Raw genomic sequence first — 16,870 nt, 5'->3', positions numbered from 1 at the left:
CCTTCACCGCTTGAAAGCGGGCGGTTGTATCGTCGTCATGGGTCAACACCCGTCAGAGGTGGCCCGACTTACCCGCGAGAAGCGATACGAGAAGCAGAAACGGCAGGAGATATGACCGTGCAGCACGAGGCTCCGTCCACGGGCGCCGCAGAGGCGCTGGAGGTCTGGATCGACCAGGACCTGTGCACCGGGGACGGGATCTGCGCGCAGTACGCTCCCGAGGTCTTCGAGCTGGACATCGACGGGCTCGCGTATGTGAAGAGCGCCGACGACGAGCTCCTTCAGGACGCCGGTGCCACGACGCCGGTCCCGCTGACGCTGCTCCAGGACGTGGTGGACTCGGCGAAGGAGTGCCCGGGCGACTGCATCCATGTGCGCCGGGTCATGGACAAGGTCGAGGTGTACGGCCCCGACGCGGAGTGACGGTTCAGACGCCGCGCGCGTCGGCCTGTCCGGCGCGTACGAAGGCGCCGCCCTTCCAGCGCCAGCTGACCTGCTCCTTCTCGTCGGGGCAGCAGCTGGGGACGTCGGGGGACGAATAGCCGAGCAGGGTGGCGTGCACGGCTCCGTCGCGTACGGCGAAGTCGGTGACGGTCTTGAGGAGCTCGGGTGCGACGAGCGTGGCCACCACGCGCGCGGGTGCCCCGGCCTCCTTGCCCCGGGTGAGGACGTAGACGCCGCTCGGCGGGGTGCCGGAACCCGCTTCGCAGTGCACGACCGCAACGGTCTCGGGGTTCCCGTCCCCGTCCAGGTCCCCCGTGGCCCGCTTGGCGACCTTGTGGGCCACTCCCCCGCAATCGATGGGGTAGTCGGCTCCGGTGGCCTCGGGGGCGGGTGCGGGGCGCGGGGCGGCGGTCGGGGCCGTGCCGGCTCCGGCGAGGCCGGGCTGCAGCAGGCCCGCGAGGGCGACGACCGCGGCGGTCGCGGTGGCGGTGGCCAGCCAGTGGGCCGGCCGGGCGTGGGTGTGTGCGAGGTCCGCGAGGTCCGGGGCGGCGGAGGGCTGCACGCGAGACGTCTCCTGTGGGGGTGGTGCGGCGGGTTTCCGGCATCGTGCCACACGTCACAGGGGGACGGAACAGCTGGGGTCGCCCCGTACGAGGGAGACGCCCGCCGAACCCGCACGGCGCCTGCCGAACACGCACGTCCCCTTCCGAACAGGCACGGCGCTCGCCGAACATGAGGACGCCGCCGTCGAGTTCCCTCCCGTGGGTGGGGAACTCGACGGCGGCGCACCGTGGGTGTCGGGACGTCAGCCCTTGTTGGGGCCTTCGTAGTCCTCGCCGTAGGCGCCCTTGGCGGGGCGGCGGCGGCGCATCGGGGGCTCGACGCCGTCCGCGAGGCGGCGGGCGGTGACGAGGAAGCCGGTGTGGCCGATCATGCGGTGATCGGGGCGGACTGCCAGGCCCTCGACGTGCCAGTTGCGGATCATGGATTCCCAGGGCTGCGGCTCGGCGTAGCAGCCGAACTCGCGGATGGACTCCACGGTGCGGGCGAGCTGGGTGGTGGTCGCCACGTAGCAGCAGAGGATGCCGCCGGGGACGAGGGCCTTGGAGACGGCCTCCAGGCACTCCCAGGGAGCCAGCATGTCCAGGATGACGCGGTCGACGTCCGTGTCGGACAGGTTGTCCTGGAGGTCGCCGACGGTCAGCTGCCACGCGGGGTGGGGGCCGCCGAAGTAGCGCTCGACGTTGCCCTTCGCGATCTCGGCGAAGTCCTCGCGGCGCTCGTAGGAGTGCAGCATGCCGCTGTCTCCGATGGCGCGCAGGAGGAAGCTGCTCAGCGAGCCCGAGCCCACCCCGGCTTCCACGACGCGGGCGCCGGGGAAGATGTCGGCGAAGGCCAGGATCTGCCCCGCGTCCTTGGGGTAGACCACGGCGGCGCCGCGGGGCATGGACAGGACGTAGTCGGGGAGCAGGGGGCGCAGCGCGAGGTAGGCGACGTTTCCGGTGGTGCGGACAACGCTGCCCTCGGGGGCGCCGATCAGTTCGTCGTGCGGGAAAGAACCCTTGTGGGTGTGGAAGTTCTTTCCCTCTTCGAGCGTGAACGTGTAGTGACGGCCCTTGGGGTCGGTCAGCTGAACCTGGTCCCCGACCTTGAAGGGCCCGCGTCGGCGGGCGGCACCGGTCGGTTCGGACATGTGACCAGAGTACAAGGACTACGAGGAGGGTCGTGCCATGGCCTGGACGAAGGCGCGCTCGACGTCGGTGGTGGAGAGGACTCCGTAGATCTCGCCGGTCTCCTCGACGACCAGGTATTCGGTGGCCGGGCTGGCGCGGAGGTGGTCGAGGAGGGGCTGGCCGGTGAGTTCGGCGGGGACGCGCATGCCGGCGGCGATGTCCTGGGCGAGGGTGCTGACGGCGACCCAGGGGCGGCGGTGCTGGGGGACGGCGGCGATGGCGGCCTCCCGGACGATGCCGGTGGGGTCGCCGGTGGGGTCGACGACGACGAGGGCGCGGGCGCCCGCCTCGTTGGCGCGGCGGAGGGCCTCGGAGAGCGGGGTGGCGGGTTCGACGGGGATGGCGCGGCGGGTGAGGCTGCGGGCGCGGAGCTCGGGGAGGTGTTCGCGCAGCCGTGCCATGCGGAGGCTGTTGCCGGCGCCGGTCCAGATGATCGCGGCGAGGATCGCGGCGAGCAGGGCGTCGGTGACGGTGTCGAGGCCGCTGATGTCGTCGGTGGAGTTGCCGAGGAGGCCGGTGCGGGTGAGCAGGGGCAGTCCGACGAGGACGAGGACGGCGAGGGCGCGGCCGACCCAGGCGGCGGCGATGGTGCCGCTCATGGGCTTGCCGGTGATCTTCCAGACGACGGCGCGGAGCATGCGGCCGCCGTCGAGAGGGAGCCCGGGGAGCAGGTTGAAGATCGCCACGATGAGGTTGGAGATCATCAGGCCGGCGAGGAGGACGCCGGGGACGGTGCCGGGCTCGACGGCGTACATGGAGAGATAGAACACGCCGGCGAGGGCGAGGGAGAGGAGGGGGCCGACGAAGGCGAGGACGAATTCGCGGCCGGGGGTCTCGGTCTCCTTCTCGATCTCGGAGACGCCGCCGAAGAACTGGAGCTGGATGCGGCGCACCGGGAGTTTGAAGCGGAGCGCGGCGATGGTGTGGGCCAGTTCGTGGACGAGCACGGAGGCGTAGAAGGCGACGGCGAAGAACAGGGAGACGAGGTAGCGGGCGGCGCCGAGTTCGGGCAGGACGCGCTCGATCTGGTCGCCGAAGACCCAGGTGATGAGGGCGGCGACGAGGAACCAGCTGGGGGCGACGTAGACGGGCACGCCGAAGGGCCGGCCCATGAGGATCCCGCCGCCGGGCTCCTCGGTCCGCTGCGGCTTGGGCTCGTCCTGGTTCACGGGTTCCTTTCGTCGCGAGGTGTGACCCACGTCGGTGTGTCACGGTTCGATCATGCAGTGCGACGGGGTCCCAGGTCGATGGTATTCCGCTCGCTGTCGGTGGCGGGTCGTAGGGTCTTCGTCATGAGTACGAGCGAGCAGGTGCCGGCGGAGCCCCGGGCGCCCATGTCGTTGTCGCCGTCGCGGGCGAGCGATTTCATGCAGTGTCCGCTGCTGTACCGGTTCCGGGTGATCGACCGGCTGCCGGAGAAGCCGAGTGCGGCGGCGACGCGGGGCACGCTGGTGCACGCCGTGCTGGAGCGGCTCTTCGACGATCCGGCGGTGGAGCGGACGGCTCCGCGGGCGCGGGCGATGGTTCCGGGGCAGTGGGACCGGCTCCTCGAGTCGAAGCCGGAGCTGGGCGAGCTGTTCGCGGAGGACCCGGACGGCGAGCGGCTCGCGGGCTGGCTGGCGGAGGCGGAGCGGCTGGTCGAGCGGTGGTTCACGCTGGAGGACCCGACGCGTCTGGAGCCGGCCGAGCGTGAGCTCTTCGTGGAGACCGAGCTGGATTCGGGGCTGCGGTTGCGCGGAGTGATCGACCGGATCGATGTGGCGCCCTCGGGCGATGTGCGGATCGTCGACTACAAGACGGGCAAGGCGCCCCGGCCGGAGTACCGGGACGGCGCGCTGTTCCAGATGACGTTCTACGCGCTGGTGGTGTGGCGGCTGAAGCAGGTGATCCCGCGGCGGCTGCAGCTGGTGTATCTGGGCAGCGGGGAGGTGCTGTCGTACGACCCGGTGGAGGCGGATCTGCTGCGGGTGGAGCGGAAGCTGCTCGCGCTGTGGGAGGCGATCCGGCTGGCGACGGAGACGGGTGACTGGCGGCCGCGTCCGACGAAGCTGTGCGGCTGGTGTGATCACCAGGCGGTGTGTCCGGAGTTCGGGGGGACTCCCCCGGTCTATCCGCTGAAGATCGTTCCCGCGCGCCCGCCGGAGTCGGGCGAATCGGGTCAGGGCAGAATGGACCTGGCCCCGCCGGCGCCTTAGCGCCGGCGTACCTCGTGAGCTCAGGTCCTCTGAAGGAGCCCTTGTGACGATCCGCGTCCTCTTGGTCGACGATCAGCCGCTGCTGCGCACCGGCTTCCGGATGATTCTGGAGGCGGAGCAGGACATCGCGGTGGTGGGTGAGGCCGGGGACGGTCTCCAGGCGCAGGACCAGGTGCGGGCGTTGCAGCCGGACGTGGTGCTGATGGACATCCGGATGCCGCGGATGGACGGGGTCGAGGCGACCCGGCAGATCACGGGGCCGGGCCGGGACGGTCCGGCGAAGGTGCTGGTCCTGACGACGTTCGACCTGGACGAGTACGTGGTGGAGGCGCTGCGGGCGGGGGCGAGCGGTTTCCTCCTGAAGGACGCCCCGGCGAACGAGCTGGTGCAGGCGATCCGGGTGGTGGCGGCGGGTGAGGCGATGCTGGCGCCGTCGATCACGCGTCGGCTGCTCGACAAGTACTCGGCGCATCTGCCGACGGGCGAGGAGCAGATGCCCGACACGCTGAACACCTTGACGGACCGTGAGGTCGAGGTGCTGAAGCTGGTGGCGCGGGGTCTGTCGAACGCGGAGATCGCGGCGGACCTGTTCGTCAGCGAGACGACGGTGAAGACGCATGTGGGGCATGTGCTGACGAAGCTGGGCCTGCGGGACCGGGTGCAGGCCGCGGTGTACGCGTACGAGAGCGGTCTGGTGCGGCCGGGCGCCAACGGGCAGTAGTCCTGACGGGTACGACGAGAGGGGCCCGGTGCGCGTGACGCGCACCGGGCCCCTCTCGTCGTGTCCTGGGGCGGGTCAGCCCTTGCGGATCTCCCAGAAGCGGAAGACCGTCGAGGAGTCGAGGGTCCATTCCAGGCCCGTGACGTCCTGGCGGGCGACGGCGTACTGCTTGCCCTGCCAGAGCGGCAGGAGGGGCAGCTGCTCGGCGACGAGGTCCTGGAGCTTGCCGTACTCGTCGGCGGTGGCGGCGCGGTCCGTGACGGCGGCGGTCCCGGGGAGGAGGCTGCCGGTGATGGTGGCGTTCTCGTAGTGGTTGCCGAGGACGTTGCCCTTGCCGAAGAAGGGGGCGGTGAAGTTGTCGGCGTCGGGGTAGTCGGGGACCCAGCCCTTGACGTAGACGCCGTACTTGCCGGCCGCGATGTCCTTCTCGTACTGGTCGTAGGCGACGGACTTGACGTCGGCGTCGAAGAGGCCGCTGGCGTTGAGCTGCTCGGCGATGGCCTTGAGCTCCTCGTCGGTGGACGGGCCGTAGCGGCTGGGGGTGGACCAGAGGGTGAGCTTCACCTTGTCGGTGATGCCGGCCCCGCGCAGGGCCTTCTTGGCCTTCGCCTTGTCGGGGGTGCCGTAGGTGTCGAAGAAGGCGGTGTTGTGTCCGGCGATGCCGGCCGGGACGATCGAGTACAGCGGCGTGGCCGTCGACTTGTAGACGCCTTCGACGAGGGCCTCGCGGTCGACGAGGTGGGCGATGGCCTGGCGGACGCCGAGCTTGCCGACGACCGGGTCCTTCATGTTGAAGACGAGGTGCTGGACCTCGGCGCTGCTGCCCTGGATGACCTGGATGCCCTTGTCGTCCGTGGTCTCGGAGGTTTCGAGGGCGGCGATGTCCTCGGCGGAGAGGCCTCGGTAGGCGACGTCTATCTCTCCGTCGGTGAGGGCCTTGGAGAGGGCGGAGCGGTCGCCTCGGTAGAGCTTGAGGGTGATGCCGTCGTTCTTGGCCTTCGCGGTGCCCCGGTAGCCGGAGTTGGCGGAGAAGGTGGCCTCGGTGTCGCCGATGGAGTCCAGCTTGTAGGGGCCGGAGCCGGTGGCCTTGCCGTCGGTGCGCAGGGCGTCGGCGGGGTACTCGCGGTGGTCGACGATGGAGCCGGCGCCGGAGGCGATCTTGCTGGGGAAGGTGGCGTCGGGGACCTTGAGGTGGAAGACGACGGTCCGCTCGTCCGGGGTCTCGATGCTCTTGATGGTGGAGAGCAGCGGCGCGGGGCCGGAGGGGTCGGCGATCTTGAGGGCCCGCTCGAAGGAGAACTTGACGTCCTCCGAGGTGAGCTTGTTGCCGTTGGAGAAGGTGAGGCCGTCCCGCAGGGTGCAGGAGTACACCGTGCTGCCGGTGGCGAAGCCGCACTTGTCCGCGGCTTCGGGCTCGGGGACGGAGCCGCCCTTGGGGAAGGCGAGCAGGGACTGGAAGACGTTGTTGAACAGCAGCCAGGAGCCGGGGTCGTAGCCGGCCGCCGGGTCGGTGGCGAGGATCTCGTCGGACATGCCGACGCGTACGCCGTTGACGGAGTCGCCCGAGCCACCCTGCTCGGTGCCGCAGCCGCTGAGGAGGGCGGCGGACAGGCCGGCGGCGAGGGGGGCCGTCAGCCACTTGTTGTGCGTCTTCACAGAACGTGCCTCGTGATCTCTTGTCAGGCCGGCCGCGCGCGGGTGCGCGGCCGGTGTAACCGATCCAGTCGACGGGGTTATGCGGTACCGCGGCCCAGTTCCCAGAGCAGGAGGTCGGAGGACGTGTTGAGGGCGTACTCGACTCCGTTGAGGTCGTCGCGGGCGGCGACGTACTGCTTGCCCTGCCACAGGGGCAGGACGGGTACGTCCTTGGCGACGATCTTCTGGATCTGGTTGAAGACGGGGCTCGCGGCGGTGCGGTCGGCCTGTCGGCGCGAGCGCGGGATGAGCTGGTCGCGGACGACCTTGTTCACGTACGGGGTGTTGAGGAAGTTGTCGCTGTCCAGGAACGGCGCGATGTAGTTGTCCGGGTCCGGGTAGTCCGGGAACCAGCCGAGTCCGTAGACGGCGTAGTCGCCGCGCTTCTGGGCGGTGCGGAACGTCGACCACTCGGCGCCCTGGACGGTGGCGTCGAAGAGTCCGCCGGCGCCGAGCTGCTTCTTGAGCGCCTCGAACTCCTTTGCGGTCTCGGCGCCGTAGTGGTCGGTGGTGTAGTTCAGGGTCAGCTCGACCGGGGTCTTGACGCCCGCGTCCTTGAGGAGCTTGGCGGCCCGGGCGTGGTCGGGCTCGCCGTACTCGTCGAAGAAGGGGGTGGCGTGGCCGGTGATGCTGGAGGGGATCAGCGAGTACAGCGGCTCGGCGGTGGGGCCGTAGACCCCGTTGACGAGGGCGCCGCGGTCGACGACGGCGGCCATGGCCTGGCGGACGGCCTTCTCCTTGACGGAGGGGGCGTCGGTGTTGAAGCCGAGGTAGCGGATCTCCAGGCCGGGGACCTCGGAGACCTTGATGCCTTCCTTGGGCTTCTCGGTGAGGTCCTTGATCTGCTGCCGGGTCAGGGAGCGGGCCATCATGTCGATGTCGTCGCTGTCCAGGGCCTGGCCCATGGCGTTCGCGTCGGCGTAGGGGCGCAGTTCGACCTTGTCGTTGCGCAGGGTGATGTCGCCCTTGTAGGCCGGGTTCTTGCTGAAGACGAAGCGGGTGGCCTTCTCGCCCTCGCGCTCGACCTTCATGGTGTACGGGCCGGAGCCGTCGACGTCGAAGCCGTCGCGGAGCTTTCCGGCCTCGTACTTGTTCTTGCTGAGGATGCCGGCGACCGGGGTGGAGAGCTTGTACGGGAAGGTGGCGTCGGGGGTCTTCAGGTGGAAGACGACCTCGTCGGCGCCCTTGGTCTCGACGGTGTCGATGTTCGCGAGGAGGGCGGCGGTGCCGTTGTCCGACTTGATCTTCAGCACGCGGTCGATGGAGAACTTGACGTCCTCGGCGGTGATCGGGGTGCCGTCGGAGAAGGTGAGTCCGGCGCGGAGCTTGCAGCGGTAGCTCTCGCTGGCCTTGTCGGAGAATCCGCAGCTCTGGGCGGCCTCGGGGACGGGCTCGCCGCTCTCGCGGGGCACGTGCATCAGGGTCTGGACGGTCTGCCGCAGGATGTTCCAGGCGCCGGTGTCGTAGGCGAAGGCCGGGTCGAGCGGGGCGGGGGCGTCCGCCGTGGCGATGAACTGGTCCGTGGTGCCGACGACGATCGCTCCACCGTCCTCCGTTCCGCCACAGGCGGCGAGCAGGGGGGCGAGCAGTCCGGCCACGGCCGGCAGCACCAGGGTCTTGCGGTTCATCAGGGACGATCTCCTCATCCGGCACTGGGATACAGCGGTCAGTGGAACTCCGCCGCCGGCCGCCCGGTCGGGGCGGGAGCGATCGGGCCGGGTGTTGCGATCGGTCCTGTGTTCACGGCGACTTGGGTGTGCGCCGGTGCACGCGGGTTATGCGGCGAAGTACTCGCGAAAGATTAGTGGGCGGCGCCGCTATTGCCGGACCACGGGTGGCCACGGGGGTAATCGCAGAGTGATCATGAATGCGGGTGCCTCGATAGTCATGCGCCGGATGATGCGGACGGCGGCGTCCGAATCGGGACACAAGGGGGCGCCGAAACATGCACTTTCCGGTCATGGAACGCGCGAAGGCCACCCGCCGTCAGGCACTCTGCGTGACCAAGGTCACGCAGGGGCCTTTTCGGCGAATGGCCTGATCGTTTTCCCCGGGCGAAAGCGCATTCCGCGGGGGAACCTCAGATAAAGCTCAGATTCCGGTGATCAGTGTGCGGAGGAAGGGCACGTCGACCTCTTCCAGGGAGCGCACGACGACCCGGCCCGGGGAGGCCGCGATCGGGGCGACGGAGGGCACCGCGACGACCCGGCAGCCCGCCGCCTCCGCGGCCGCCACCCCGGTCGCCGTGTCCTCGACGACGGCGCACAGCGTGGGGTCGGCCCCGACGCCGCGGGCGGCCGTCAGATACGGCTCGGGGTGGGGCTTGGTCCGGACGACCTCGTCCCCGGCGATCGTGAGGGTGAAGCGGTCACGGCCGAGCGAGTGGAGGACCCGGTCGATGATCCGCCGGTGCGAGGCGGAGACCAGTGCGGTCGGGATGGAGTGCCGGGCCAGCTCGGCGAGCAGCCGCTCGGCGCCCGGCATGAGGGGCACTCCGCGCGTGATGCGCTGCTCGAACTTCTCGTTGAGCAGGACCGTCAGCTCGGCGATCGTGATGTCGGCGCCGGTGGACTCGATGAGGTAGCCCGCGCTGCGGGTCATCGGGCCGCCGACGACGATGTCCTTCCAGGCCTCGTCCAGCCGGTGCCCGAGGTCGGCGAAGACCTCCACCTCGGCGTCCCACCAGAAGCCCTCGGTGTCGACGAGGGTCCCGTCCATGTCGAGGAAGACCGCCTGCAGGGCGGAGCTGCCGTTGGTACGGAACAGGGACGCGGGGACCGTACTGGTCATCCGGCACACCTCCATGGAGGGACGAGAAGGCCGGCCCCCCTCCCCGGTACGGGGAGGAAGACCGGCCTGCACTGGACCGATAAGTGTACGTCCGGATCACCGAAGAAGCGCGGATTTACCCTGGCGGGTGTCTTCTCCGGTCACCGAGCGTGTCGACGAGGGTGCCGACGGGCATGTCACCGGGCGTTGAAGTACTTCGCCTCGGGGTGGTGGATCACGATGGCGTCGGTGGACTGCTCGGGGTGGAGCTGGAACTCCTCCGAGAGGTGCACACCGATCCGCTCCGGGCGCAGCAGCTCCGCGATCTTCGCGCGGTCCTCCAGGTCCGGGCAGGCGCCGTAGCCGAGCGAGAAGCGCGCGCCGCGGTACTTGAGGTCGAACATGTCCTCCACGTTCGCCGGGTCCTCGCCGCCGAAGCCCAGCTCGGCGCGGACGCGCGCGTGCCAGTACTCGGCGAGGGCCTCCGCGAGCTGCACGGAGAGGCCGTGCAGCTCCAGGTAGTCGCGGTAGGAGTCGGAGGCGAACAGCTCGGCCGTGGCCTCGCCGATCCTCGAACCGACGGTGACGACCTGGAGGCCGACGACATCGGTCTCGCCGGACTCCTCCGGGCGGAAGAAGTCCGCGAGGCAGAGGCGGCGGCCCCGGCGCTGGCGCGGGAAGGTGAAGCGGGTCTGCTCGTTCCCGGCCTCGTCGAGGATGATCAGGTCGTCGCCCTTGGAGACGCACGGGAAGTAGCCGTGGACGACGGCCGCCTCCAGGAGGTTCTCCGTGTGGAGGCGCTCCAGCCAGCCGCGCAGCCGCGGTCGGCCCTCGGTCTCGACGAGCTCCTCGTACGAGGGTCCGTCGCCGGCCCGGTTCTGCTTGAGGCCCCACTGGCCCTTGAAGAGGGCGCCCTCGTCGAGCCAGGAGGCGTAGTCCTTCAGCGGGATGCCCTTGACGACCCGGGTGCCCCAGAACGGCGGGGTCGGCACCGGGTTGTCGACGGAGACGTCGGAGCGGCCGCCGGGCTCCGGTTCGGCGACCTGGAGGGCGGCGGTGTCCCGCTTGACGACCCGGCGCTGCTTGAGCTCGGGGAGTACGGCCCCGGGGACGCCGCGCTTGACGGCGACGAGGGCGTCCATGAGGCGGAGGCCTTCGAAGGCGTCCCGGGCGTACCGCACCTCGCCCTGGTAGATCTCGTGGAGGTCCTGCTCGACGTACGCCCTGGTGAGGGCGGCGCCGCCGAGGATCACCGGGTACTTGGCGGCCAGCTCGCGCTGGTTCAGCTCCTCCAGGTTCTCCTTCATGATCACGGTGGACTTCACGAGGAGGCCGGACATGCCGATGACGTCGGCCCTGTGCTCCTCGGCGGCTTCGAGGATCGCGGAGACCGGCTGCTTGATGCCGATGTTGACGACGTTGTAGCCGTTGTTGGAGAGGATGATGTCGACGAGGTTCTTGCCGATGTCGTGGACGTCGCCGCGGACGGTGGCGAGGACGATCGTGCCCTTGCCGTCGGCGTCCGTCTTCTCCATGTGCGGTTCGAGGTACGCGACCGCCGTCTTCATGACCTCGGCGGACTGCAGCACGAACGGCAGCTGCATCTGGCCCGAGCCGAACAGCTCGCCGACCGTCTTCATGCCGTCGAGCAGGATCTCGTTGACGATCTCCAGGGCGGGACGGACCGTCAGGGCCTCGTCGAGGTCGGCCTCCAGGCCGTTCTTCTCGCCGTCGACGATCCGCCGCTTGAGGCGCTCGTCCAGGGGCAGGGCGAGGAGCTCCTCGGTCTTGCCGGCCTTCATCGACTTGGTGTTGACGCCCTCGAAGAGGGCCATCAGCTTCTGCAGCGGGTCGTAACCCTCGGCGCGCCGGTCGTAGATCAGGTCGAGCGCGGTGGTGACCTGCTCGTCGTCGAAGCGGGCGATCGGCAGGATCTTCGAGGCGTGGACGATCGCCGAGTCGAGGCCGGCCTTGACGCACTCGTCGAGGAAGACGGAGTTGAGGAGGATGCGCGCGGCCGGGTTCAGGCCGAAGGAGATGTTGGAGAGTCCCAGGGTGGTCTGGACGTCCGGCCGGCGGCGCTTCAGTTCGCGGATCGCCTCGATCGTGGCGATGCCGTCCTTGCGCGACTCCTCCTGACCGGTACAGATGGTGAAGGTGAGGGTGTCGATGAGGATGTCGGACTCGTGGATGCCCCAGTTGCCGGTGAGGTCCTCGATGAGCCGCTCGGCGATGGCGACCTTGTGCTCGGCGGTACGGGCCTGGCCCTCCTCGTCGATGGTGAGGGCGATGAGCGCGGCGCCGTGCTCCTGGGCCAGCCGGGTGACCTTGGCGAAGCGGGACTCGGGGCCGTCGCCGTCCTCGTAGTTGACCGAGTTGATGACGGCCCGGCCGCCGAGCTTCTCCAGGCCGGCCCGCAGGACCTCCACCTCGGTGGAGTCCAGGACGATCGGCAGGGTGGAGGCGGTGGCGAAGCGGCCGGCGAGCTCCTCCATGTCGGCGACGCCGTCGCGGCCGACGTAGTCGACGCAGAGGTCGAGCATGTGCGCGCCCTCGCGGATCTGGTCGCGGGCCATCTCGACGCAGTCGTCCCAGCGCGCCTCCAGCATGGCCTCGCGGAACTTCTTGGAGCCGTTGGCGTTGGTGCGCTCGCCGATCGCCATGTAGGCGGTGTCCTGGCGGAACGGCACGGTCTGGTAGAGCGAGGCGGCGCCGGGCTCGGGGCGCGGGTCGCGGGTGCCGGGGGTGAGGTCCCGGACGCGCTCGACGACCTGGCGCAGGTGCTCGGGGGTCGTACCGCAGCAGCCGCCGATCAGGGAGAGGCCGTACTCGCGGACGAAGGTCTCCTGGGCGTCGGCGAGCTCGCCGGGGCCGAGCGGGTAGTGGGCGCCGTCGGAGGTGAGGACGGGCAGGCCGGCGTTGGGCATGCAGGAGAGCGGGATGCGCGAGTGGCGGGCGAGGTAGCGGAGGTGCTCGCTCATCTCGGCGGGGCCGGTGGCGCAGTTCAGGCCGATCATGTCGATGCCGAGCGGCTCCAGGGCCGTCAGGGCGGCTCCGATCTCGGAGCCCAGGAGCATCGTGCCGGTGGTCTCGACGGTGACGGAGACGATGAGCGGCAGGTCGATGCCGAGGACGTCGAGGGCGCGGCGGGCGCCGATGACGGAGGCCTTGGTCTGGAGCAGGTCCTGGGTGGTCTCGACGAGCAGCGCGTCGGCGCCGCCGGCGATGAGGCCTTCGGCGTTCTGCTGGTAGGCGTCGCGCAGCAGGGGGTACGGGGCGTGGCCGAGGGTGGGGAGCTTGGTGCCGGGGCCGATGGAGCCGAGGACCCAGCGCTGGCGGCCGGTGGTGGCGGTGAACTCGTCGGCGACCTCGCGGGCGATGCGGGCGCCGGCCTCGGAGAGTTCGTGGACGCGCTCGGGGATGTCGTACTCGCCCAGGGCGGCGTGGTTGGCGCCGAAGGTGTTGGTCTCGACGCAGTCGACGCCCGCGGCGAAGTACTCCCGGTGCACCGAACGGACGATGTCGGGCCTGGTGATGTTCAGGATCTCGTTGCAGCCTTCGAGGTTCTGGAAGTCCTCGAGGGTGGGGTCCTGTGCCTGGAGCATGGTGCCCATGGCGCCGTCGGCGACGACGACTCGGCTGGCGAGTGCTTCGCGGAGGGCTGCGGCGCGGTTCCGGCTGTCAGCGGAAGGGGTCGGCAACGAGGCCATGGATGAGCTCCCTGGGATGCGACGGCTGTCGGCTTTGCACCTTCGGAGGAGGGTGCACGGGGTCAGCGTAACCGCGCACGGGCCGGGGTGGACACGGCGTCTCGCGGGGCGGACGGCATCCTGTGTGCGGGGACTCCCGGTTCGGTCCGTTCTTGACTGACACTGTCAGGTGTAACGCAAGGTCGGCATCGACCGATAGTGTTCAGCATTGTCGAACAGCGTGAGAGGGAGAAGGGGTCGGGCGATGGCGAAGAACATCCAGTCGCTTGAACGGGCGGCGGCCATGCTGCGACTGCTCGCGGGCGGCGAGCGCCGGCTCGGACTGTCCGACATCGCGTCCTCGCTGGGGCTCGCCAAGGGGACGGCCCACGGCATCCTGCGCACCCTCCAGGCGGAGGGCTTCGTGGAGCAGGAGGCGGCCTCGGGCCGCTATCAGCTCGGAGCGGAGCTGCTGCGGCTCGGCAACAGCTATCTGGACGTGCACGAGCTGCGCGCGCGGGCGCTCGTCTGGACGGACGACCTGGCGCGGTCCAGCGGCGAGAGCGTCCACCTGGGGGTGCTGCACCAGAAGGGCGTCCTGATCGTGCACCACGTCTTCCGGCCGGACGACAGCCGCCAGGTCCTGGAGGTGGGGGCCATGCAGCCGCTGCACTCCACGGCCCTGGGCAAGGTCCTTTCGGCGTACGACCCGGTGGCCCACAGCGAGGTCCTGGAGGTCGAGCGGGAGGCGTTCACGCCCCGCACGACCACGATCCTGGGGGACTTCGAGTCCATGCTCGACATGACGCGGGCCAAGGGCTGGGCGGCGGACGTGGAGGAGACCTGGGAGGGCGTCGCCTCGGTGGCGGCGCCCATCCACGACCGGCGGCGGATGCCGGTGGGCGCGGTGGCCGTGACGGGCGCCGTGGAGCGGCTGTGCCCGGCCGGGGAGCTGCGTCCCGAACTCGTCGCGGCGGTACGGGACTGCGCCCGCGCCGTCTCCCGGGATCTGGGAGCCGGGCGCTTCTGACCCTGCGCGACCACGCCCCCCGACCTGAGTGAACCCGCCGGTAACGATCGCGTTATCGGCGGGTTTTTCGCTTCCCGGGGCCTTGACGTGCTGTTAACCCGAGGGCAAAACTTCCGTTCATCGGTCGGCAATGCCGAACACCTAACGGCAATAGACGCTAGAGTGTGGCAGTGCCAAGGGCCGGAAACAGCCCTCACACGAGGGTGCGGACCTCCGGAGGGACCCGGGGTTCGCCGTTCCCCTGGACGAAGGACAAAGGAGTCGCGGGTGTCCAGCTCCGACATCTTCCTCGGCGAGACCATCGGTACCGCCGTTCTGATTCTGCTCGGCGGCGGCGTGTGCGCCGCCGTCACGCTCAAGGGCTCCAAGGCCCGCAACGCGGGCTGGCTCGCGATCACCTTCGGGTGGGGCTTCGCCGTCATGACGGCCGTCTACATGACGGCTTCCCTCTCGGGCGCCCATCTGAACCCCGCCGTCACGGTCGGAATCGCGATCAAGGACGGCGTCTGGGACAACGTCCCCGTCTACATCGCGGGCCAGATGCTCGGCGCCATGATCGGCGCGGCACTGGTCTGGGTGGCCTACTACGGCCAGTTCCAGGCCCACCTCACCGACGCCGAGGCCGCCGCCAAGACGCCGATCGAGGGCCCCGGCCCGGTGCTCGGCATCTTCTCCACCGGCCCCGAGATCCGGAACACCTGGCAGAACCTGGCCACCGAGATCATCGGCACCGTGGTGCTCGTCCTGGCCGTGCTCACCCAGGGCCTCAACGACAGCGGCAAGGGCCTCGGCGTCATCGGCGCCCTGATCACCGCGTTCGTCGTGGTCTCCATCGGCCTCTCGCTCGGTGGGCCGACCGGCTACGCGATCAACCCGGCACGTGACCTCGGCCCGCGCATCGTGCACGCCCTGCTCCCGCTGCCGAACAAGGGCGGCTCCGACTGGAGCTACGCCTGGATCCCGGTCGCCGGTCCGCTGATCGGTGGAGCCATCGCGGCGGGTATCTACAACATCGCGTTCGCCTGAGCCGTCCTTCTCCCAGACCTCCCTTGGAGCACACCGTGACCGACGCACACACCTCCGGCCCGTTCATCGCGGCCATCGACCAGGGCACCACGTCCTCGCGCTGCATCGTCTTCGACAAGGACGGCCGGATCGTCTCGGTCGACCAGAAGGAGCACGAGCAGATCTTCCCGAAGCCGGGCTGGGTCGAGCACGACGCCGCCGAGATCTGGACCAACGTCCAGGAGGTCGTCGCCGGCGCCCTGACGAAGGGCGGCATCGCCGCCTCCGACGTCAAGGCCATCGGCATCACCAACCAGCGCGAGACCACGCTGCTCTGGGACAAGACCACCGGTGAGCCCGTCCACAACGCCCTCGTCTGGCAGGACACCCGCACCGACGCCCTCTGCAAGGAGCTCGGCCGCAACGTCGGCCAGGACCGCTTCCGCCGCGAGACCGGCCTGCCGCTGGCGAGCTACTTCGCCGGCCCGAAGATCCGCTGGATGCTCGACAACGTCGAGGGCCTGCGCGAGCGCGCCGAGGCCGGCGACATCCTCTTCGGCACCATGGACTCGTGGGTCATCTGGAACCTCACGGGCGGCACCGACGGCGGAGTGCACGTCACCGACGTCACCAACGCCTCGCGCACCATGCTGATGAACCTGCACACGCTGGCCTGGGACGAGAAGATCGCGGAGTCGATGGGGGTTCCCCTCAACGTCCTCCCCGAGATCCGGTCCTCCGCCGAGGTCTACGGCCACGTCAAGGACGGCGCCCTCGCCGGTGTCCCGGTCGCCTCGGCGCTCGGCGACCAGCAGGCCGCCCTGTTCGGCCAGACCTGCTTCGCCGAGGGCGAGGCCAAGTCCACGTACGGCACCGGCACCTTCATGCTGATGAACACCGGTGACAAGATCATCAACTCCTACAGCGGCCTGCTGACCACGGTCGGCTACCAGATCGGCGACCAGAAGCCGGTCTACGCCCTGGAGGGCTCGATCGCCGTCACCGGTTCGCTGGTGCAGTGGATGCGCGACCAGATGGGCCTCATCAAGTCCGCCGCCGAGATCGAGACCCTCGCGTCCTCGGTCGAGGACAACGGCGGCGCCTACTTCGTGCCGGCCTTCTCCGGCCTGTTCGCCCCCTACTGGCGCTCCGACGCCCGCGGTGTGATCGCCGGCCTCACCCGGTACGTCACCAAGGCGCACATCGCCCGCGCCGTCCTGGAGGCCACCGCCTGGCAGACCCGCGAGATCACCGACGCCATGACGAAGGACTCCGGCGTCGAGCTGACCGCGCTCAAGGTCGACGGCGGCATGACCTCCAACAACCTGCTGATGCAGACCCTCTCGGACTTCCTGGACGCGCCCGTCGTGCGTCCGATGGTCGCCGAGACCACCTGCCTCGGTGCCGCCTACGCCGCCGGCCTGGCCGTCGGCTTCTGGCCGGACACCGACGCCCTGCGCGCCAACTGGCGCCGCGCGGCGGAATGGACCCCTCGCATGGACGCCGACAGGCGTGACAGCGAGTACAAGAGCTGGCTCAAGGCCGTCGAGCGGACCATGGGCTGGATCGAGGACGAGGAGTAGATCGAC

At 69.9% G+C, this 16,870-nt stretch carries 13 protein-coding genes; 6 read left to right on the top strand and 7 right to left on the bottom strand.

What is annotated here, in order from left to right:
• Positions 1 to 111: 111 nt before the first annotated feature.
• Positions 112 to 423 (top strand): ferredoxin, encoded by a 312-nt coding sequence (locus OG259_RS32745; protein ID WP_328945528.1) that lies wholly within the window; start codon positions 112 to 114, stop codon positions 421 to 423.
• Between the two features lie 4 nt (positions 424 to 427).
• Here OG259_RS32745 and OG259_RS32740 read toward each other — a convergent pair whose 3' ends face one another.
• The 3 genes from OG259_RS32740 to OG259_RS32730 form a co-directional block, all read right to left on the bottom strand.
• Positions 428 to 1,006 carry a hypothetical protein gene (locus tag OG259_RS32740; protein WP_328945527.1) on the bottom strand — a complete coding sequence of 193 codons (579 nt, stop codon included), beginning with the start codon at positions 1,004 to 1,006 and terminating at the stop codon, positions 428 to 430.
• Positions 1,007 to 1,249: 243 nt separating this feature from the next.
• A complete protein-coding gene (locus OG259_RS32735; protein ID WP_015032448.1) occupies positions 1,250 to 2,137 on the bottom strand; it encodes a tRNA (adenine-N1)-methyltransferase in 888 nt (295 codons plus the stop codon).
• A gap of 18 nt (positions 2,138 to 2,155) precedes the next feature.
• Complete coding sequence (locus tag OG259_RS32730; protein WP_328947250.1) at positions 2,156 to 3,289, bottom strand: site-2 protease family protein; 1,134 nt, start codon at positions 3,287 to 3,289, stop codon at positions 2,156 to 2,158.
• 180 nt (positions 3,290 to 3,469) lie between these two features.
• Here OG259_RS32730 and OG259_RS32725 point away from each other — a divergent pair, with 180 nt between their 5' ends.
• Together OG259_RS32725 and OG259_RS32720 are read left to right on the top strand one after the other, a co-directional pair.
• Positions 3,470 to 4,372: a RecB family exonuclease gene (locus OG259_RS32725; protein ID WP_266889980.1), complete on the top strand. Its 903-nt coding sequence runs from the start codon at positions 3,470 to 3,472 to the stop codon at positions 4,370 to 4,372.
• A gap of 43 nt (positions 4,373 to 4,415) precedes the next feature.
• A complete protein-coding gene (locus OG259_RS32720) occupies positions 4,416 to 5,093 on the top strand; it encodes a response regulator (protein ID WP_030315976.1) in 678 nt (225 codons plus the stop codon).
• A 75-nt stretch (positions 5,094 to 5,168) separates the two neighbouring features.
• On the opposite strand, the gene OG259_RS32715 is transcribed toward OG259_RS32720, so the two are convergent.
• The 4 genes from OG259_RS32715 to metH form a co-directional block, all read right to left on the bottom strand.
• Complete coding sequence (locus tag OG259_RS32715) at positions 5,169 to 6,749, bottom strand: ABC transporter substrate-binding protein (RefSeq protein ID WP_328945526.1); 1,581 nt, start codon at positions 6,747 to 6,749, stop codon at positions 5,169 to 5,171.
• Positions 6,750 to 6,826: 77 nt separating this feature from the next.
• Positions 6,827 to 8,416 carry an ABC transporter substrate-binding protein gene (locus OG259_RS32710; protein ID WP_328945525.1) on the bottom strand — a complete coding sequence of 530 codons (1,590 nt, stop codon included), beginning with the start codon at positions 8,414 to 8,416 and terminating at the stop codon, positions 6,827 to 6,829.
• A 463-nt stretch (positions 8,417 to 8,879) separates the two neighbouring features.
• Positions 8,880 to 9,578, bottom strand: coding sequence for an HAD family hydrolase (locus OG259_RS32705; RefSeq protein WP_328945524.1), 699 nt, complete (start codon positions 9,576 to 9,578; stop codon positions 8,880 to 8,882).
• Positions 9,579 to 9,754: 176 nt separating this feature from the next.
• The gene (gene metH / locus OG259_RS32700; RefSeq protein WP_328945523.1) at positions 9,755 to 13,267 is read right to left on the bottom strand and encodes a methionine synthase; all 3,513 of its coding nucleotides are present in this window, start codon (positions 13,265 to 13,267) and stop codon (positions 9,755 to 9,757) included.
• Between the two features lie 244 nt (positions 13,268 to 13,511).
• On the opposite strand from metH, the gene OG259_RS32695 reads away from it, so the two are divergent.
• From OG259_RS32695 to glpK, 3 genes are all read left to right on the top strand, one after another.
• Positions 13,512 to 14,276 (top strand): IclR family transcriptional regulator, encoded by a 765-nt coding sequence (locus tag OG259_RS32695; protein ID WP_328945522.1) that lies wholly within the window; start codon positions 13,512 to 13,514, stop codon positions 14,274 to 14,276.
• A gap of 267 nt (positions 14,277 to 14,543) precedes the next feature.
• Positions 14,544 to 15,302, top strand: coding sequence for an MIP/aquaporin family protein (locus OG259_RS32690; protein ID WP_266889997.1), 759 nt, complete (start codon positions 14,544 to 14,546; stop codon positions 15,300 to 15,302).
• A 35-nt stretch (positions 15,303 to 15,337) separates the two neighbouring features.
• Positions 15,338 to 16,864, top strand: coding sequence for a glycerol kinase GlpK (glpK, locus tag OG259_RS32685; RefSeq protein ID WP_328945521.1), 1,527 nt, complete (start codon positions 15,338 to 15,340; stop codon positions 16,862 to 16,864).
• Positions 16,865 to 16,870 lie beyond the last annotated feature (6 nt).

Origin of the sequence: Streptomyces sp. NBC_00250, assembly GCF_036192275.1 — a bacterium.
Classification (GTDB): Bacteria; Actinomycetota; Actinomycetes; order Streptomycetales; family Streptomycetaceae; genus Streptomyces.
Note: the sequence above shows the minus strand (reverse complement) of the source record. Positions and strands in the feature narration are given on the sequence as shown.

What these genes read in the sequence shown, in the direction of transcription:
- OG259_RS32725 (WP_266889980.1), top strand. Translation starts at nt 3,470, where the DNA reads ATGAGTACGAGCGAGCAGGTGCCGGCGGAGCCCCGGGCGCCCATGTCG.
- OG259_RS32730 (WP_328947250.1), bottom strand. Translation starts at nt 3,289, where the DNA reads ATGGGCCGGCCCTTCGGCGTGCCCGTCTACGTCGCCCCCAGCTGGTTC.
- OG259_RS32735 (WP_015032448.1), bottom strand. Translation starts at nt 2,137, where the DNA reads ATGTCCGAACCGACCGGTGCCGCCCGCCGACGCGGGCCCTTCAAGGTC.
- metH (WP_328945523.1), bottom strand. Translation starts at nt 13,267, where the DNA reads ATGGCCTCGTTGCCGACCCCTTCCGCTGACAGCCGGAACCGCGCCGCA.
- OG259_RS32705 (WP_328945524.1), bottom strand. Translation starts at nt 9,578, where the DNA reads ATGACCAGTACGGTCCCCGCGTCCCTGTTCCGTACCAACGGCAGCTCC.
- OG259_RS32695 (WP_328945522.1), top strand. Translation starts at nt 13,512, where the DNA reads ATGGCGAAGAACATCCAGTCGCTTGAACGGGCGGCGGCCATGCTGCGA.
- OG259_RS32745 (WP_328945528.1), top strand. Translation starts at nt 112, where the DNA reads ATGACCGTGCAGCACGAGGCTCCGTCCACGGGCGCCGCAGAGGCGCTG.
- OG259_RS32710 (WP_328945525.1), bottom strand. Translation starts at nt 8,416, where the DNA reads ATGAACCGCAAGACCCTGGTGCTGCCGGCCGTGGCCGGACTGCTCGCC.